General features: G+C 29.2%; 15 protein-coding genes. 7 read left to right on the forward strand and 8 right to left on the reverse strand.

Features of this window, described 5'->3' with window-relative positions; translation table 11 throughout:
• Nucleotides 1-102: 102 nt before the first annotated feature.
• Nucleotides 103-342 carry a hypothetical protein gene (locus CF386_RS08575; RefSeq protein WP_089074023.1) on the reverse strand — a complete coding sequence of 80 codons (240 nt, stop codon included), beginning with the start codon at nucleotides 340-342 and terminating at the stop codon, nucleotides 103-105.
• A gap of 534 nt (nucleotides 343-876) precedes the next feature.
• Here CF386_RS08575 and CF386_RS08585 point away from each other — a divergent pair.
• The 7 genes from CF386_RS08585 (at nucleotide 877) to CF386_RS13130 (ending at nucleotide 4,724) form a co-directional block, all read left to right on the forward strand.
• Nucleotides 877-1,395: a GNAT family N-acetyltransferase gene (locus CF386_RS08585; protein WP_089074025.1), complete on the forward strand. Its 519-nt coding sequence runs from the start codon at nucleotides 877-879 to the stop codon at nucleotides 1,393-1,395.
• A complete protein-coding gene (gene greB / locus CF386_RS08590; protein ID WP_089074026.1) occupies nucleotides 1,396-1,875 on the forward strand; it encodes a transcription elongation factor GreB in 480 nt (159 codons plus the stop codon). It begins immediately after the preceding gene.
• 10 nt (nucleotides 1,876-1,885) lie between these two features.
• Nucleotides 1,886-2,995 carry a S41 family peptidase gene (locus tag CF386_RS08595; protein ID WP_089074027.1) on the forward strand — a complete coding sequence of 370 codons (1,110 nt, stop codon included), beginning with the start codon at nucleotides 1,886-1,888 and terminating at the stop codon, nucleotides 2,993-2,995.
• Between the two features lie 125 nt (nucleotides 2,996-3,120).
• Complete coding sequence (locus CF386_RS08600) at nucleotides 3,121-3,615, forward strand: hypothetical protein (protein ID WP_089074028.1); 495 nt, start codon at nucleotides 3,121-3,123, stop codon at nucleotides 3,613-3,615.
• Between the two features lie 217 nt (nucleotides 3,616-3,832).
• Nucleotides 3,833-4,258 carry a GNAT family N-acetyltransferase gene (locus tag CF386_RS08605; RefSeq protein ID WP_089074029.1) on the forward strand — a complete coding sequence of 142 codons (426 nt, stop codon included), beginning with the start codon at nucleotides 3,833-3,835 and terminating at the stop codon, nucleotides 4,256-4,258.
• Nucleotides 4,259-4,292: 34 nt separating this feature from the next.
• Complete coding sequence (locus CF386_RS13125) at nucleotides 4,293-4,463, forward strand: hypothetical protein (RefSeq protein ID WP_225971783.1); 171 nt, start codon at nucleotides 4,293-4,295, stop codon at nucleotides 4,461-4,463.
• A 30-nt stretch (nucleotides 4,464-4,493) separates the two neighbouring features.
• A complete protein-coding gene (locus CF386_RS13130; RefSeq protein ID WP_225971784.1) occupies nucleotides 4,494-4,724 on the forward strand; it encodes a hypothetical protein in 231 nt (76 codons plus the stop codon).
• 108 nt (nucleotides 4,725-4,832) lie between these two features.
• On the opposite strand, the gene CF386_RS08615 is transcribed toward CF386_RS13130, so the two are convergent.
• The 7 genes from CF386_RS08615 to CF386_RS08650 form a co-directional block, all read right to left on the reverse strand.
• A complete protein-coding gene (locus CF386_RS08615; protein ID WP_089074030.1) occupies nucleotides 4,833-5,585 on the reverse strand; it encodes a complement resistance protein TraT in 753 nt (250 codons plus the stop codon).
• Nucleotides 5,586-6,757: 1,172 nt separating this feature from the next.
• Nucleotides 6,758-7,474: a class I SAM-dependent methyltransferase gene (locus tag CF386_RS08625; protein ID WP_089074781.1), complete on the reverse strand. Its 717-nt coding sequence runs from the start codon at nucleotides 7,472-7,474 to the stop codon at nucleotides 6,758-6,760.
• 250 nt (nucleotides 7,475-7,724) lie between these two features.
• Nucleotides 7,725-8,873: a glycoside hydrolase family 16 protein gene (locus tag CF386_RS08630; RefSeq protein ID WP_158522351.1), complete on the reverse strand. Its 1,149-nt coding sequence runs from the start codon at nucleotides 8,871-8,873 to the stop codon at nucleotides 7,725-7,727.
• Nucleotides 8,874-9,141: 268 nt separating this feature from the next.
• Nucleotides 9,142-12,306: a type III restriction-modification system endonuclease gene (locus CF386_RS08635; protein WP_089074033.1), complete on the reverse strand. Its 3,165-nt coding sequence runs from the start codon at nucleotides 12,304-12,306 to the stop codon at nucleotides 9,142-9,144.
• Between the two features lie 9 nt (nucleotides 12,307-12,315).
• Nucleotides 12,316-14,148, reverse strand: a complete 1,833-nt coding sequence (locus CF386_RS08640; protein WP_089074034.1) for a site-specific DNA-methyltransferase — start codon at nucleotides 14,146-14,148, stop codon at nucleotides 12,316-12,318.
• A 57-nt stretch (nucleotides 14,149-14,205) separates the two neighbouring features.
• Nucleotides 14,206-15,123, reverse strand: coding sequence for a DUF4391 domain-containing protein (locus CF386_RS08645; RefSeq protein ID WP_225971785.1), 918 nt, complete (start codon nucleotides 15,121-15,123; stop codon nucleotides 14,206-14,208).
• Nucleotides 15,113-18,457 (reverse strand): helicase-related protein, encoded by a 3,345-nt coding sequence (locus tag CF386_RS08650; protein ID WP_089074036.1) that lies wholly within the window; start codon nucleotides 18,455-18,457, stop codon nucleotides 15,113-15,115. Before CF386_RS08650 ends, CF386_RS08645 begins: the two co-directional genes overlap by 11 nt.
• Nucleotides 18,458-18,510: the final 53 nt, after the last annotated feature.

Below are 18,510 nucleotides of genomic sequence, written 5' to 3' on the forward strand. Positions count from 1 at the left end.
AGATTGTTTCATATAAATTTAGTTGAGTAAATAATTTATATCTATTACTTTAAAGAAACAAGGAAAGAACTTCAATTATTTTTTTTGTTTTTGGTTATAATTTTACCAAGGCCGTTCATTTGTTATGAATTCATTATTCGAGCACTTTCCCTTCCAACAAGAACGGCTTTTATAATTCCACTTTTTGTGCCCAACTTTTTTTCCTGACCATGAATAAGATCCTTTTCCTTGACTCCAACTATAGTGACCATGATTTCTATTTTTGTGATGTTGATGTTGAGCCATAGAAAATGTTGAAAGAGTAAATATAAAAACAATTAGAATAACTTTAAATATTTTCACATTTTTCTCCTCTTTTATCTTAATTATTGATAATCTATAAAAATAATATGCTTTGAACAAGCATATTTACTTTATTTTACATTCAAGCATGGGAAAGTTTATTTGATTGATATAAGAGAAATTGATATTAAACTTGCATTAACATTAAGACAAGAAGTTTTATGGCCAGTTAAACGCTTGAATTTTGTCACCTTCAATGTGATGACAACGCAAAACATTTTGATGTTTTTGTTGATGAGAAGCGCGTTAATGTAATACCTGCTTATGACCAAAAAAATTGTATTAGGCCCAGAAAGTTCGTTACTAAAAAGGAGCATCAAGGAAGTGGTTATGGTACAAAAATGATTCTTTGGATATTAAATCAATATGGTATGAAAAAACACCTTCAATATATATGTTGTGATGAAAGGACTGAAGAATCTGATTTTTATAAAAAAATCACTTTCTTATCAGAAAGTAAAGTTTTTGTGAAGTCTAATAAATTCTATATAAAGATGAGGTATAACTTCTAAATTGTGTAAGGGTTAATTTTTTATGGTAATAGAAAAAGAAAATTTTTATAAATTAGAAAAATTACATATTGATGATGCTACTGAATTGTTTAACTTAATCTTTCAAAATAAAAATCACCTAAGAAAGTGGTTAAATTGGGTCGATAATACAAAACATGTTTCAGATACCCTCAACTTTATTGAAATGACACTTAATAAAGAAAAGACTACATTATCGATAGTAAGAAAGATTGTTGTTAAAGATAAAATTATTGGACTTATATCTTTAAATGATGAAGGTGAAGAAGTATTTAATCTTGGTTATTGGTTAAGCCATGATTATTGTAATAAAGGTTTAATGACTCTTATTGTTAAAAATTTTATTTCAACTTCAAATCTAAAATTTTCGAAAAGTTTAATAATCAGGGCACAGCCATTGAATATTGCAAGTAATAAAATAGCAAAAAATTGTGGCTTCCACTTTGAGCATATGCAAAAGAATGCGGAAATTCATCAAGATAAATTTATTGATTTAAATATTTACAAGTTAATGAGAAAATAAATGAGAACTCCTTTAATTACTCCAGAAGGTTATAAACAATTACAAGATGAACTATCAAATTTACTTAATAAAGAGCGCCCTAAAACCGTTGAAAAAGTTAGTTGGGCGGCTAGTTTAGGTGATCGTTCTGAAAATTCAGATTATATTGAAAATAAAAGAAAATTAAGATTTTTGGATAGAAGAATTCGTTATTTATCAAAAAGGATTCCACAATTGAAAATAATTAAACCATCTAAACAACAAGATGGGAAAGTATTTTTTGGTGCATTTGTTGATGTTGAAAACTCATCAGGATTACTAAAAAGCTTTCAAATTGTGGGTTATGATGAAATTTTTGATAGAGATGAACTAAAAGTATCCATAGATGCACCAATGGCAAGAGCTTTATTAGGTAAAGAAGAGGGCGATGATGTTTCTTTAAAAATTGGTAATTTTGATAGAGAAAATTGGACTATAATCAAAATTATGTACAAATTTTAAAAATTAAATTATGTCCTCATACTTTGACACTCCTGTATCTCATATTAGAAATTTTATTTTGGTTTTTATTTTATTTTTTTCTGTTAATTTATTTGCTTTTCCGGGCTACTGGAAACAGCAAGCCTTAACGGATATGGAGCGAATACACTCTACTATAAAAAAATACGATCCCTACAAATATTCGAAATTACAAGCTCCATATCAAAGTTGGCTTAAAAATGGAATTAGTATCAGTAAAAATGATATTAATATGGTGGTGGATAAAGTCAGCTATTTTGAATTTCTTGAAAAATATGTGAAACGTTATGATATTCAGCATATCTTCTTAATATATAGAAAACCTTATCGTTCTCATCATAAGAAAAACTATGATCCTACTATTAGAGAATTAAGCGATAATATCACTTGGATAAAGATCCCTACCTTTCAAAGAAGCTCGAAATCAAAAGAAAAAAAATTGAAAAAAAAATTTAAAGAGTTAGATTTGATTATGCCCAAGTTGCGTAACAATAAAAATATCGTTATTGATTTACGAGGTAATAGAGGAGGATCAGGACATGATGCGAGAGGATTGGTCGTTAGCTTATACGGCAGAGAATATTTATTATCACGTGGAAAAAGTTTTTATTGGAATCAGAAACGTTCATATATAACAACGATTTCACCTCCTGTTATAGAAAAATATTTAGATGATAGTTCTTATATTGGTAGGAAAGCTAATAATGCAATTATTCATAATAAAAAATTTTTTAAATACTCTGTATGGCCTTACTATCCATATAAACCTCAAATTAATATGGTAGATAATCCTGTCAAAGGAAATATTTATATCCTTATAGATAAAGAATGCGCAAGTATGTGTTATTTGTTAGCTAGAGTATGGGGAACGTTACCTAATGTTCATTTATTAGGAGAACCACCAAGATCTAATATGGGTTTAATTACAAATCCAGTTGTATTTAAAATATCCAAGTATGCAAAATTAGGGTTGGCGAGCAGTCTAATCACATCACCGAAAAGTCTAGTAAATAAGGATTTAAAATTTGATTATATTCTCCACGAAGATATGAAAAATGATCAAGTTGTTATTCCTTGGGTGAGATCAATTATACAAAATTAAAACTAGTACTTTACCTTATTTAAATTTGAGTAAAAATATGGGATAAAAGTCCTTATTTTACGAACTTAAATTTAATATATTACAATAAGTTTTTCTTATTGATAAAATGTATTTGAGGCATTTACATGAGTTTATTACTCTTAATTTCAATCTTATTTTGGTTATGGGTTATTATTGATTCAATAACTTATTTAAATAATAAGGTCATATCTTTGTATAAAATTATATTTATTACAATAATGATATTATTTTTATTTATTAAAATAATATTTTTGGTTGTTGCATTAAAAGATAATTTCATTGTAGATCTAACAACAATTTTATTTGCTGGTATAGGGTTTTTAGTTGGCAAAAGATATATGTATGAAAATTTTATATGTATTAAATCATATACAAAATTTTATGTTTCGGGATCCAAAATATTATTTATCTACCTTATTTTAACCACAATACTATATTTTATGGTATTTATATTGGCACATAATTTACCATATTTATTCAGTTCTATTTTATTGTTAGGGTTGTGTTTACCATTAATTGGTTTGTTTTGTGGACTTAGATTAGGGTATGCCTTTAGATATTTATCTCTATTTAATCATTCAAAGATTGTTAATCAGTAATAGTGATATATTAGTTGATACAGTAGTTTTTAACTAATATTTTACAGCTATAATGCATTATAACTTACGTTGTTTTATAAAAAATTATTATAATTGCTGATATATGATGCATTGAACTTTTTAAAATCTGATTGATAGATGTTAAAAAATTGAGGTGTGATATAATTAGCGGAGATGATTTTAAAGGATATTTAGTAACAGTAATGAATATAAGTTTATGAATGTCACTACTATTTTTAAGAAAATAGATCCAAATTACCCTCAGCTTAAAGAAATAATTGCAACTAGCATAGGTAATCCAACAGCAGATAAAATTAACACGGTGTTAGCATCTTATGAAAAAGATGGTGAGCTAATAGGAGCTTTCATATCTACTCAATTAGTTGGTTGCGTGGGATATACTGTTAATGCTAGTCATTTAGTTATACGACATCTTAGTGTGGCGAAAGATTTTCAAAATAGAAAAATTTCATCAAATCTTTTGCATTATATCCTAGCTTTTCAAGGTTGCCACAAACTATCAGCTTCTACAGATATCGAGGCTAAAGACTTTTATGAAAAACTATTTTTTCAATGTATTAAAACTGAAAGCAAATTCAACAGAGATCGATTTGAATGTGTTTACTTGAAAAAAACAAATTAAAGTCAATGAGAAAACCTTAGAAAATCTCGGGATTTTGTCTGCCAAAATTAATGAGCGGTTTGGATATGTAAGTCATGCCGAAGAAAAATCTGATGCGCCAGCAATTAATTCTGGCCCTTGCGGACCTTTTGTAAATGAATTTTATAAAGCATGGAACGCAAGATTTAAAAACAGAGTTAAGATTGCGTTTGTCATGCAAAATTAACCCAGAGAATGTTATCATGTTGTAATTATTTTGCCTGATAATTCCTTCTATGATGGTGGAGTTGGAGTACATTTAGAAAAAAAATATCTGGAAAAAGATTTAGATATTGTTGTTATGGACGAATATAATTATCAATTGCTTGATAAGTATTCATATGGATTAGACAGAGAGTATCCTAGATATTGTCCTGATTTTGACTTGCAGGAATTAACTGAAATCATTAATAGAACTTTGGATGATTTGTATCTCTCGTTCAATTAGATTATTTTTTAAAATCCAATGATGAATAGGGCGGTAAATATATTTCTAGATTATACATATTAGAAAAGCTAATAATCAGCAGATTATTAGCTTTCAGGATGGTAAGGGTTAAAAAATTCCAGAAACTGTTTTTACTAAATCGTCCTCAATTGGCTCCTTAGCACGTTCAATAGTTAGATTAACTCTGTTAGCATTGGTCAATATTCTAGTTTGATATCTCTTTAAATTAGATTCAGTTTCTGAGATTGATGTTAGGGTATCACCAGAACCATTCTGTAGTGATGATTTTTCTCGATTTTTGACTTTATTTTTTGTTTTTTCAACAACCCTGACATCTGTAATTAAAGAATAGTTCACGTTTGATACTAATGAGTTTGCAATAGTTGAAGCCAAACCACCAGCTAAAGCAGCAGCACCTATACCTCTGCCAGTAGAACCTGAAACTGCGGCAATACCTGCAATTGTTCCTCCTGTAACTAAAGCATCACCATAACCTTTGGATAAAAGCCCCTTGGCTGAATTAGGATCCATTTTATCAAATTTTAAAGTATTAATTTGAAGCCAGTATTGAGCTGAACTTGGATTATTAGTTATTACTTGATATCCTTTTTGTTGTAAGGCTTTGGTTAATTTGCTTTGAATATTTATGTCTTTTCCTGTGGTGTTTTTAGCCTGGATATATACTGTTTTTTGTTGACTTGTAACCGGATCAAGCCATATGGTACTGCTCATTTCAGATTCAACATTCAAGTTCCTATGTTTAATTGCAGTTGTGAGAGCGGCACAACCTGTTAATGATAAAACAGAGCACACTAAAGCTATTCGTTTTAAATGGTTTAATAAACTAGTTAACGATATCATTTCAAAATCCCTATGTTATTTTATTAAGCAATTTTAGTTAACGACATAAAATTAACTAAGATAATTAATAAAGAATTTTTTTAAAATACAAGTCACAAAAAATCTTTTTTTTGCGTGTAAATAAAGATCCAGATCGATAAAAATAAATCTTAAAATTTAAGCCTTTAAATGATTTATTTTTGTTGAATCGTTAGTGGTTTAAATGAGTGCTCGCAAAGGTGAATATAAATAAAGTTAAATGTTTAAGGTAGTTAATTCAATAAATTAAGATTTAAATTAATTTAAAAATGTTAATTTTTAAAAGGAATAAACAAGTTGTATTTAACTCAATAAATATCAATCATATTAAATTTAAAAGAAACTTTTAAATTATTATTGATTTTAAAATAAAAAAATAATCATATAAATTATTAAATGTATTTATCTAAAAAGATTAAAAAGATTAAAAAGATTAAAAAGATTAAAAAGATTAAAAAGATTAAAAAGATTAAAAAGATTAAAAAGATTAAAAAGATTAAAAAGATTAAAAAGATTAAAAAGATTAAAAAGATTATAGTATTGATTGGTCTTAAGATAAAACAAATAAAGGTTCGCATAATCTATGTTATGTTAAATAATATATTGTAATGGCTACTCTTCCCTGTGTTTTTAACATAATTCGCTATTTAACATAAAATAGGTAATGTACACCAATATTTGGACTTGTTTTTGAACCCGCCTGTAATTCACCATAATCACATTAAAACTCGCTTTTATTGGCTAGATTTACATAGAATAATTTACTGCCATTTTGTATCTTCTGTAGAAATTTAAATTGGTAATCCTTCCAACAATTTCCACTTACGAAGTTTCATAACTGAAATTGCATGCGTCTAATCTTTGTCTTTACGTATTATTTTATTCATTCTGAATATTCGCTTAATTTTCGATTTTTAATAAACGAAAATATTATTATTTTTAAATTAAATCAGATAAAGTGTCCAGATATTTGAAAGTAATTAATCCCCAACATTATTCATTTTAAAAAACTAAAGGAATTTTATGCTTATAAAAAAAATACTTTTTTTATGTTTAATAATCACCTTGATTTCAGGGTGTTCTCTAATTCTGTGACAGGATTTCTTATAATAAGCTCTTAATTATGGGTATCCATGAATGGGAGCTAATTTAAATCAAACTTTAAGACATTTGATAAAGATGAAGTTGGGATTCTCAGACAAATATTTATACGTATCAGCATCAATCTCTTTAGCTTTTTCACTAACTTTCCCTTCGGTTATTCGTAATATAGAAAAACCACTTTTTGTTAAAACTTCGGTAATATCTGTCAATGATCGGCGATAAAACTTAACTGGAATTGGTTTACCAAAAGTCTTCCACTCCTGCTCTACTAGTTCACGTTCGAAATAATTACCTGTTTTCGTATATTTAAAATCGGCAAATGGGTGGTGTGTGGAAAATAAAAACATACCTTTGTGCTTAAGTACACGATATATATCTTGAAATAGAAGATTAAGATCTTCAAGATAATGAATCATTAGTGGTGAAATTACTAAATCGGCACTTTCATTTTTCTCGTTTGGAAGACCTAATAATAAGTCTTGTGAATAGGTAATTACTTTATTAGTAAGACCGGCTAATTCTGCTTTCTTTTTGACAATTTGAACCATTTCTTCAGAGTAGTCAATACAAGTTACTTGACTCGCGCCATTTGCAAGAAGGTATTCAGCATAAACTCCAGATCCACACCCAAGATCTAGTATTTGAAGCTTTTCTAAAGCTGGAAGCATTGCTTGAAGAGATGGGCGTTCAAAGTGCGCATTATAGATATTATTTTGTATAGCTTGATCATAATCATTCGCAAAGGTTGAATACATATTAGATTGCATAATTTTCTCTGTAGAATTAACTCTATTTGAAATGATATCACTTAATTCTTTTTGTGTCTCAGCTTGTTGAAGTTTTAGCGTGATGCTAAAAATTTTCATAGCAATTAAAGTTAAAGTATTAATTTTAATTATATGTATACTTATGATGAATCTAATTATAATTGCAAAATCTACTGTCATTCTGCTTTGCCAAATAAAAAAAGCTTAACCATCCGATTAAGCTCTTTCATTAATGGAGTTTTATTAATGATTAAAATTTTAATTTTGTCTCTTGTGCAGGAATATCTACTTCAGTTGTTCCTGTATCCTGATTATTACAATTTGAAACCACAAAATATTTTAGAACACCATGATTGCCCGCTGTAGTTGTATCTGTAAATGTCGTTGATTGTATGTCTGTCTCCATTGGACCACCACTAAAATCTTCGACACTATACGAATTTGCTTTCGTTACAGGCTTCCAGTTAAGGGTTACTTCACCATTAGATGCCCTATCAACTGTTACATCTGGTCTTGGGCAAGATGATGGAGTTGCGGCTAATGATGACATATTTACTTTGGTAATGTTCATAGATAATTGATCGGGTGTATTTGCAGTACTACCACCTAAGTTACCACCAATGGCTAAATTAAGAATTGGATGAAAACCCTGACCAGTTGTAAATCCTCTGGTAATCGCTTGATCTCTTTCTGTCGCTTGACCATTTTCTTGTAAGGTATAGGTATAAAATAATACGTCATCAAAATAAAATTTTAAAGTTCCCTTTGTATCATTATTTGTTAAATCCCACTCCATTGCATAATAGTGCGGACTTGAAAGATCTTCGCCTTGAGGTAGATTGGTTGGAACTAGATTTCCAGAGCCTTTCCCTGTTCCATCTGCCCCTGGAGTTGATGAGCCGTGCTCTGTTGATAAATAAGCCCTATTATTATTTCTAACCCCTGACCACTCCATAATGTCATTTTCACCACAAGTAGGCCAAGCACCACATGTATTATCAGGCATCATCCAGAAAGCTGGCCAAGCACCTTCCGTTGTAGGTAATGCAATTTCAGCTTCAACCACACCATGATCACCAAATTGTTTTGTTCCAATATGACCATATGTATTAATTCGACCAGATGTATATGGATGTGAACCAACGCCATCTCTTTTAGCTGTTAAGGTTATGATATGATCAGAGTCATTAAAATTGACATAGGGTGCATCTGGTTTATATTGTTCCTGTTCGTTATTGGGTGGATTTCCATTCGTTACTTTATTCCAGTAGCTTTGATCAATAATATCCATTGTGTTTTTACAAGTATGATCAGAACAAAAAGATTTAGGGACTGCAAATGCAGTGGTTGATAAAAGCGAAGCTATTACTGCGCCTAATTTTACTACGTTAGATTTCATCGTCATTTCCTTATAATACTTTGATTTTTTCTAAAGATTACATATGTAAATATTGATTATTTGTAAAATCAATTCATAAATAAAAAATATAAACATATGTAATTCAATAAGTTATGACTGTGATGCTGAACGTAAGCTGAATGATAAAAGGCGGTTTCTATTGGGTTTTTACTTTTAATAACCTGATCGCAAAGTCTATTATTTAGGGCCATTAAAAATAATAACCTGATCGCAATTATCTCTATTTAATTTAATGGCTCGAAGTGACTTAAAAATGTTTTGTTAATGTTTCGAATGTATCAGCCTTAATGAGCTCTATATCTTTATTATCATTATCATTTTTAAACTTATTTTTTTCTGACAAAGCTTTGAAGTGCTCGATACCACAGTTAATTTTTGCTTGTTCCGTAGCGCGCAAATCTTCTGAAAACATACTTGACTTAGTTTCAACAACAAAGTAAAGATGCTCCCCATAACCATCATTTTTATCAATGATAATAGCCCAATCAGGATTATAACTACCTAAAGGTGTATTTATTTTAAACCAGCATGGTAATTTGGCATACAGTTTCACATTCAGTGATTTTTCTAGATCATTGGCAAAATTTTCTTCAGTCATTGAATCACATAACACATAGTCATAAATTGATTTGTTAGCTTTGACCATATTTTTTAAATACCCTGTCACTTCTACTTCATCAAATAATTCTTGTGCATAAAAGCTATTATTACCAACTTTATGGTATGAAATTCCATCAACAATTGACATTTTCATTTGATTTTTTATAACTTTACTAGCTAACTCAATAAATATTTGTGGGTTATTTTTAAAAGATTCTATTTTATCACCTATACCAATTAAAATATTTACGATTGTTTTTCTGGTTAGGTTTGTATATGATACTAAATAAGTTACTATGTCAGGTAATTTGAAATTAAATTGATTGTGATACTCAATTTTTGATTCTTCGTCATAAATTGCAAGTTCAGCTTCCGTAATAGCAACTTTTGCTTTTTTATATTCAAATTTTGCACGAGAAACATGAACTTCATGAGTAATTTTTTTTATACATTCTTTTACTAGTTTATCGACATCAAAATTTACCCGGTATGTTGTTTTATATTTTATTTTATTCCAGAGTAATTTAAAATCTTCTCCTAATAAAACTTGCTTCCCATTTACTTGTCGCAGTTTTGCAGTTTGTCTTTCCTCATGGTTTTTTATATTTAATTTCTTTGAAACTCTTTCTAGTATTGGCAAAATATTTTTTGAATATTTTTTCATGTCTTTAGGAAGCAGGACTATATTTTTAGACAAATGACTTTTTAGTAATTCTTGTGCTTTTCCTTTTTCATTAATGTAACCAACTTTAACTAAATGGTTGTATATTTCTTCTGAATTTTCTGCTCCTAAATATAGTTTTGGTTCACCATCATTAATAATAATATTTGCGAATTGATGTTTTTCTATTTTTCCAAATTTTATGCCCTCTTCATTCTCTATTTCTTCCTGTAGTTTGCTTACAAATTCCTCATATGACTCATTTACCATAACTGTTAATGTATTTACTTCAAAACCATATGGAGCTCTATTACCAGATTGATCAACTGCAAGTCTTAAACCGCGTCCAATCTCCTGTCTTTTTTTTATGATGGATCTGGTTTCATTTAGCGTACATATTTGAAATACATTAGGGTTATCCCACCCTTCTTTTAATGCAGAATGAGAAAAAACAAAACGTAGATTTATTTCCATTGACAAAAGTTTTTCTTTGTCTTTCATAATTAGATTATATGCAGATTCATCAGCAGAAGTTTTACCTCCTTCTCCTTTTGTTAATTTAGAATCAACAAACTGAGGATTTCCAGACGTATCCTTTTTTTTATCTTGAGCAAAATAACCATTGTGTACTTTACTTACTAATTCTTCTATCGCAAGTTTATCTATGATGAGTTTACCTTCTCTGTTTTCATACCAAAGATCAGGAAAAATATCTTGATATCTTCTTTTACTGGCTAATTTAATGAATTCTTCTTCAAACCAAAGAGCATACTTTCCTTTTACGGGTTTTCCACATTTTGAGTATGATCTGTAATTAGCGACTTTATCTATAAAGAAAAGACTCAGAACCTTAATCCCTTTTTTCTTCAAAACTTTAGGGTGGTCGACTTTATTTAAATTGGTAGTAATTAATTTATAGAACTTAAGTTCCTTTTCAAAATGCTCTTCGATGGTTTTAGATATTTGAAGTCGTTTATAAATATCATCATCAACCTTCCCAATAGATTGGCCCAACTCAATTTCTTCATCTCTACTGGTAAAATCAATATATTCATTATCTTCTTCACAGTAAATTTCATTTATTATGTATCCTTCATAAACACTTCTACCACCAGATAGTTCAAACAAATCCGAACCACTTTTAACGTTAAGTGTTGTATTTGGTTGTAATTTACCTGTTTTCGTTTGTGCGTCAATTTCAATTCTTGCAGTGATCGGTGATTTTTTATTGTTTACACTAAGTAATTTTATATATGCTTGATTATAATTGTCTTTAACGTTTATTGATGCTACTTCAATTTGTTTTACAAGTTTTTGTTCATAGGCGTCAATGGAATCAAGTTTATATAGTAAATTATGATTTTTAGGCAAGGTTGCTGAATAGCTAAAAGTGCATAAAGGATTAAGACTTTCAATTGCTTTTCTGCGATTTTGTGTTGAGGATACAGATTGTGGTTCATCAATAAGTATAATTGGATTCGTTTGTTGAATAAATTCAATCGGCTTCATGCCATTTAGACGGTCATCACTTCTATGGATTAGATTGGCTTTATTTTCTTTCTTTGGGTCTGAAAATGATTTACTAAAGGCATCAATATTTATGACCATTATTTGAATATAATCATTGGTTGCAAAATTTCTTACTTCTTCCCGTTTTGATGAATCATAAACAAAATAATCATATTGAACGTTTTTGTATTCATTCTTAAAGTGTTCTTCTGTTATTTGGAGTGTCTTATAAACACCTTCTTTGATGGCAATTGACGGTACGACAACTATAAACTTAGTAAATCCATAGTGTTTATTTAATTCAAAAACACTTCGTAAATAAACGTACGTTTTTCCAGTTCCAGTTTCCATTTCGATAGTAAAGTCTCGACTGGATAGCTTACCACCTTGGTTTTTTGTTTGAGGTAAGCCATTTATCAATTGTATTTTACGCGTGTTTTCATATAACTCTTCATTAAGGAGTTTAATTTCATTACCTACACCAACTCCATCATTTTTCTTAAACAAGTCTAACTGAGAAGTTTTGGTTACAGAAAAATTTGACTGGTAAGTTCCTTGTCCCTTAAATATACCTATAACAGAGTTTACAGCATCTTTTTGATGATTTAAATTAGGATTGAAATGTATTTTCATTTTTGACATAAGTGACCTCTATATACTTTTGACATCATCAATGTCTGCTTGTTTTAAAATTTGGATTGCATTTGTTTTAACTATGTCGCTAGTAAAGCCTTCATCTTTGAAAACAACTTGTGTCATTTCGGGGTCATATTCCTCTTTTAGTCTAACGATTATTTCTACGGTTTCTAGAGAAATTTGATCGTCTAGACAAACAAATAATGAGCCTTCTGCAACAACAAATATTGTATTTTCGTTAATTACTTTTTTATCTACTGATGCTGTCAATTCATAACCATATTTCAATAAGATTTCATAGAGAACATCTTCGCTTGTTCTATCATCCATTATTGACTGTGTTGATTGCTTAATAATATATTCTAGGTTTTCAAAATCGGCATCCCAAGGAAGAATATTTGTTTTATCAAGTTTAAATACCTTAAAACCATTATTAGAATTTTTTAAACTTTTTGCAGTTAAGAAAAGTCGTTTCTTAGTAATATCAGAAATAACTTTAAATTCCTCTTTATCTTGATCTTTGTCGACTTTTAAGGAGTTTCTTTTATAATTGAATGTTTTTATTGGTTCGGGGAGCTGTACTAAAATAAATTTTATATTTTTTTTATATTCTAATACAGACTGTCCAGTTGTACCTGAACCTGCAAAAAAATCTAAAATTATATCTCCATCATTTCTTGCCCAAAGTTCAATCATTTTTTGAATGAGAGCTATATGTTTGGGGCTATCAAAATAATCACCACCAAGCATTTTTTTTAATTGTTGGGTAGCTGAAGATGTATATAATTTTTCATCCCACCAAGTTGTAACTGTTTTCCTACTGAACTGAAAATCTTTTTTGTAAAGCTTTTGTTGTAACCCATTACCGACCTTAATAACTTTACCTTCTTGATATAACTTTGACATTTTTTCTTTAGAAAATCTAAAGTATCCCTCAACCCCCATGAATTCGTAGTAGGGATTACCTTTTGCTTCTCCACCAGGGCCGTCTACTGGAGCATATTTATAATATCCTTTATTATCTTTTAGTTTAAAATCGTCTAAATTTGCTTCCAAACCAAATTGTTTTCTGTATTCATGAATTACACTCTTATTTTTTGCATACAGTAATATATGGTTATGATTTGATGATATAATTTTGTCATTTGAAATAGACGCTCTGGATTTGTGAACTATATTCGATATGAAATTATCTTCACCAAATATCTCATTACAAACTTTAAGTAAGTTTGCAACTTCATTATCATCTATGGAAATAAAAATTATACCATCGTCTCTCAAAAGGTTTCTTGATAATTTCAATCTGGGGTAAATCATATTGAGCCAATCAGAATGATAACGACCTGATTTTTCAGTATTTGAGCTTAACTTATATCCTTCAGAATCAACTTGACCAGAGACATTAAGATAATTATTAATATTGTCATGAAAATTATCCTTATAGACAAAATCTTTACCAGTATTATAAGGTGGATCAATATATATCATTTTTATTTTTTTATGATATGACTTTTGTAGTAGTTTTAAAACTTCAAGATTATCACCCTCTATGAATAAGTTCTCAGTAGTATTCCAATTTATACTCTCTTCTTTACATGGGCGAAGTGTTCCTAAAGATGGGGTTTGAGCTATTTTTAGTGCCTTATTTTTACCATTCCAAGTAAAATTATAACGTTCATCAGACTCATCAACTTCATCACCTAATAATTTTTTTAGTGTATCAAAATTTATTCTACCTTCTGATATGACTTCTGGAAAAAGCTGTTTTAGTTGCTCGATGTTTTTGTTCGTAATATTGATACTTTTAGATTCAGGACTATCTATCGTAATTTTTTCCATTTTCAGCATAGCATTATTTTCCTTATAAACTTAGTTTTAATTTTTTTATGTAATTACTTATATTCTTTATTCCAGTTGCGAACTTATTGCTGCAATTTCCTCTTTAACTTTTTTAGCTTTCAAATTTAGGAGCATTTTTTCGTTCATTTGTTTTTCTTTTTTTAATTTTTTTCTTACCTTCGTTAATTTAGATTGAAGTAGAGATAACTTAGTAATTAAAATATATTTTTCTTTGTTGGACAGATGATTAAAAGGTATTTTTTCAGGTTTGGTTCTTGATCTATCTTTTAAATATTTTTCTGTATTATCTGAATGATTATTTCTCATACGGTTTCGGATTAAGTAAGAGCCGGTATAATAACTTTTTTCTAATTCAAGTATCATAGAAATTAAGTCTTGATATAGTTCGTAAGAATTTTCTTTTGATACGTTTGAAAAGGTAAAATCATTCAAGAATTCCATTTCATTTTGCTTTAAATCTGTTACTGAAAGCCATTGACTAGTGTAGTCATTATCTACAATAAGTTTTGAGCCATCAGCCTGATTGATACGCTTATCTGCTAAACTAATTGCTAACTTATCGTCATATTCAATCAGTAATATAATGGGATAAGGAATTAGGGTGTGAAATAGCTTAGCTACTTTGTTGAGTAAAGAAAGCTTTAATCGACCTGTATTTGAACTTTGATTTTTTAAAGTAACTTTGAGTACCGCTACTTCAATGTATTCAACTGTGCAAGTTATATAACTAGGGATGTTTACTGTTTCTGGTTTAATCGTATTAAGCCATGTAACGAATTGAACAAATTTTTGTAGCAAAGTCTTATCACTTGATGACAAATTATTTTGCTCAATGATCGTCTTTTTAGTGATTTGAGTTCCCAGATATGTTGATTTTGGCAAATCTAAGTGTGTATAGATGACATCAAATAAATGGCTTTTATTTTTTAATATATTTTCAAAATCAAGAATATCATCCATCATGGCTCTCCTTTAATATCACAATATAACAAACAACTTCGAAATCATTTACTTTATGAGAAAGAGAAGATTTTATAGATGTACCACCACGCTTAAAAAGACTTGAAGTACCTATTTCAGTGCTTTTCCCCCAAACTTCATCAATGGCTTTACTTAGTAGATTTTGATAATGAGTCATACATTTACCTTTATTGGTTTGTCTATCAAACTCATGGTATGCTTGTTTTGAATATTGGATATCTTTAAGTTCTGTTCCTAACTTTTTACACAAATCAAGAATTTGCTTTGATTGACTATAACTAAGGATTATTTCTTCATCATCAGATATATAAATTAAGTAGTATGGTGCAAGCGGATAATTTTCATGAGAGGGAACCTTTCCTTGGATGTCTTTAAGAAAAAAAATTACACCGGGCTTAATTTCTTCGTTAGTACTGGTAAACTCTCTTAAATTAGATTTAAAAAATTCTTTGTTGATAATAACAGGAGAGAATAAACCTAAAGGAGCTTTCATTAAAGGATCAACATTATTCTTAGAATCATCACTTAAAACACCAGATAGGTCCATCCTAAAATCATTAAGTGTTAAGTCCGTTATTGAGATACCCCCAGAAATATCCTCAAGATCTACAACTGAGTTTTGTAGTTGCTCCAGTTGTTTTTTTCTATACTCTAAATCATTCATTTCTTTATTATCTTTAGGGGAATGTTCAATAATATTTTCTTCACCCGTCGCTGAAATATCGAGTAAAACCATACGCCCACTTACTCTTGCTTCAAGATTAATGTACTCATCCAGCTCCATATTTGGCCAAAAATTAACAAGCTGGACTGTATTATTTTTTGAACCCAACCGGTCTATTCGACCAAAGCGTTGAATAATTCGAACTGGGTTCCAATGAATATCATAATTAATCAAATAATCACAATCTTGCAGGTTTTGACCTTCTGAAATGCAGTCAGTAGCAATGAGTATATCTATCTCTTTTTTAAAGTCTGGGTAAATTTTTTCTCTTTCTTTGGAGTATGGGGAAAAATGAGTTAGTAAAGTATTTAAATCTGTCTGTACTTTATTTCTATTTGTGTCCAAGAGCGTTGAGTCTGTTCTTTGTCCTGTCACAATTGCAGCATAAATTCCTAATTCTGTTAAAGCCCACTCGGATAAATTGTTGTATAGATAATCGGCTGTATCAGCAAAGGCTGTGAATATGATGACTTTCTTATTATTGTTGTTAAATGGATTATTATATTTTTTTAGATATGTTTGCTTAAGCAAATCCAGCTTCGCATCCCGTTCAGTATCAATATTTTTGGCACTGTTTACAATCTCTGACAAAAATAATTTATCAGATTGTAGATCTTGAACAATTCTAATGATATCTATATCTTCAATCTTTACTTTAGTCTTATTACCAATTAAGAAAGGTGAAATTTCTGGTGCTTCAAATTCAAAATCCTGAATATCTTCAATAGAAGGAATAGCAAACTCTTCTATTGAACTATTAGTTGAAATTGACTCTTTTTTATATTGATATTCTTTTATTTTAGATAACAAATTTTCAACGTGAACAAGTAATTTTTCTGTTGTGATAGTAAATGAATGGATAGAGCTTTCCATTCGCTTAAGTAAATTTATACGTATGAGATTAATCAAACTTTCTTCACGATCAATTTGTTTGAAGATACTTTTTCCTCCCTTGACTTTTCGATCATATCTTCTTGCATATTCATCTTTTTTATCCATTCTGATGTATTTCATAGGAGAATAGAATGCTAGAGTAAGTCTTCTTATAGTTTTATTAACTTCTTCTAAAGACGGAAATTTATTTTTAATGTCTATTGATGGTTTGAGATTTATGGGGAGTAGTCTAGTTGGGAAATTTCCGATATCCTCCGTACCATAATATTTTTCTATATGTTTTCTTGATCGTGCAATGGTATAAATATCAAGAAGTTTAAAATAATCAAAATTCATTGATTCTAACAGAGATTTTGAGGTACGAATATTTGGATCTTGTTCTGACCATCGTGAAAATCTCAATTGAGCTTGTCTTAAAGTTTGCTCAATACTGTTTATTCCATCATTTATCAACGCCTGATCATTCGCTTCAGTAATGAATGCAATTTGGTTCTTTATATCATTCAATCGGTTGTTGACAGGTGTTGCAGAAAGCATGAGAACTTTCGTTTTAACACCAGACTGAATAATATCTTCTAATAGACGTTGATAACGATTTCGTTTATCTGGCTTAGGGTTATTATTACGAAAATTATGGGACTCATCTATTACAATGAGATCATAATTGCCCCAATTAATTGTTTCTAAATTTAAATTACCTGAAAATCCACTACTCCTACTCATATCAGTATGATTTAAGACATCGTAGTTGAAGCGATCATTTACTAACAAATTACGTTTATCATTCTGAGTATATATAAGCCAATTATCACGTAGTTTCTTTGGACACAATACAAGTACTTTATCATTTCTAAGTTCGAAATATTTTATAACAGCTAAAGCTTCAAAGGTTTTTCCTAAACCAACACTATCAGCAATGATACATCCATTGTATTTTTCAAGTTTATCTATCGCTCCAATTACTCCATCCTTTTGAAAATGATATAATTTATTCCATACTATAGTGTTTTTAAAGCCAGTTTTAACTTTGATAATATTTTCTTCTATGATACTTTCTGAATGATCTTTAAAAAGATTGTATAATATAAACAAGTAAATAAAGTAAGGAGTTCTATTCATGGTTAACTGATTAATTTCATATAACAGTTCATTTTTTGCTTCAATAACTTTGTTTTTACTATTCCACACTCTATTAAAAAAATTTAGTAAATCATGCGCTTTTTCATCTTTTGATATGCTTATTAAATCGAATGTGTCTGATTCGGTTAAACCTAGCCCTTGACCATTAAATTGAGCACCATCTATTGAAATAGACTCAGGCTGATATGATGATTTTATGTGAATAATGTGCTGATTGATAATTCCGGGTTGTGTAGCTAGTTTTATAGATGTTTTGTGTTTTATCCAGTCTGCAAAATCATTAGCAATAGACTTTTGATTTAATTTGTTTCTAAATTTATTTTCAAATATTGACCCATTTAACATTCCAAATGGTAAGTTTTCGCAGTGATTTGGTAAACTAAAAACAATAGCTTTTGAAAATAATAACCTTACAGAATCTAATTTTTTAAATTCATCTTTCAAATGTTCAAAAGCATAAATTGAAAAAAATCCAGACATAATTGATACCTGATCATTTTCTTCTATCGAGTTTTTTATTGTTTCAGAAACAGTCTTTGTTACATTATCAATTATCATATGTATTTTTTCGTCAAAGTTTAAATTTTTAAATCTTCTTTTTTTTAGATGTG

This window comes from Paraphotobacterium marinum (assembly GCF_002216855.1).
GTDB lineage: Bacteria > Pseudomonadota > Gammaproteobacteria > Enterobacterales > Vibrionaceae > Paraphotobacterium > Paraphotobacterium marinum.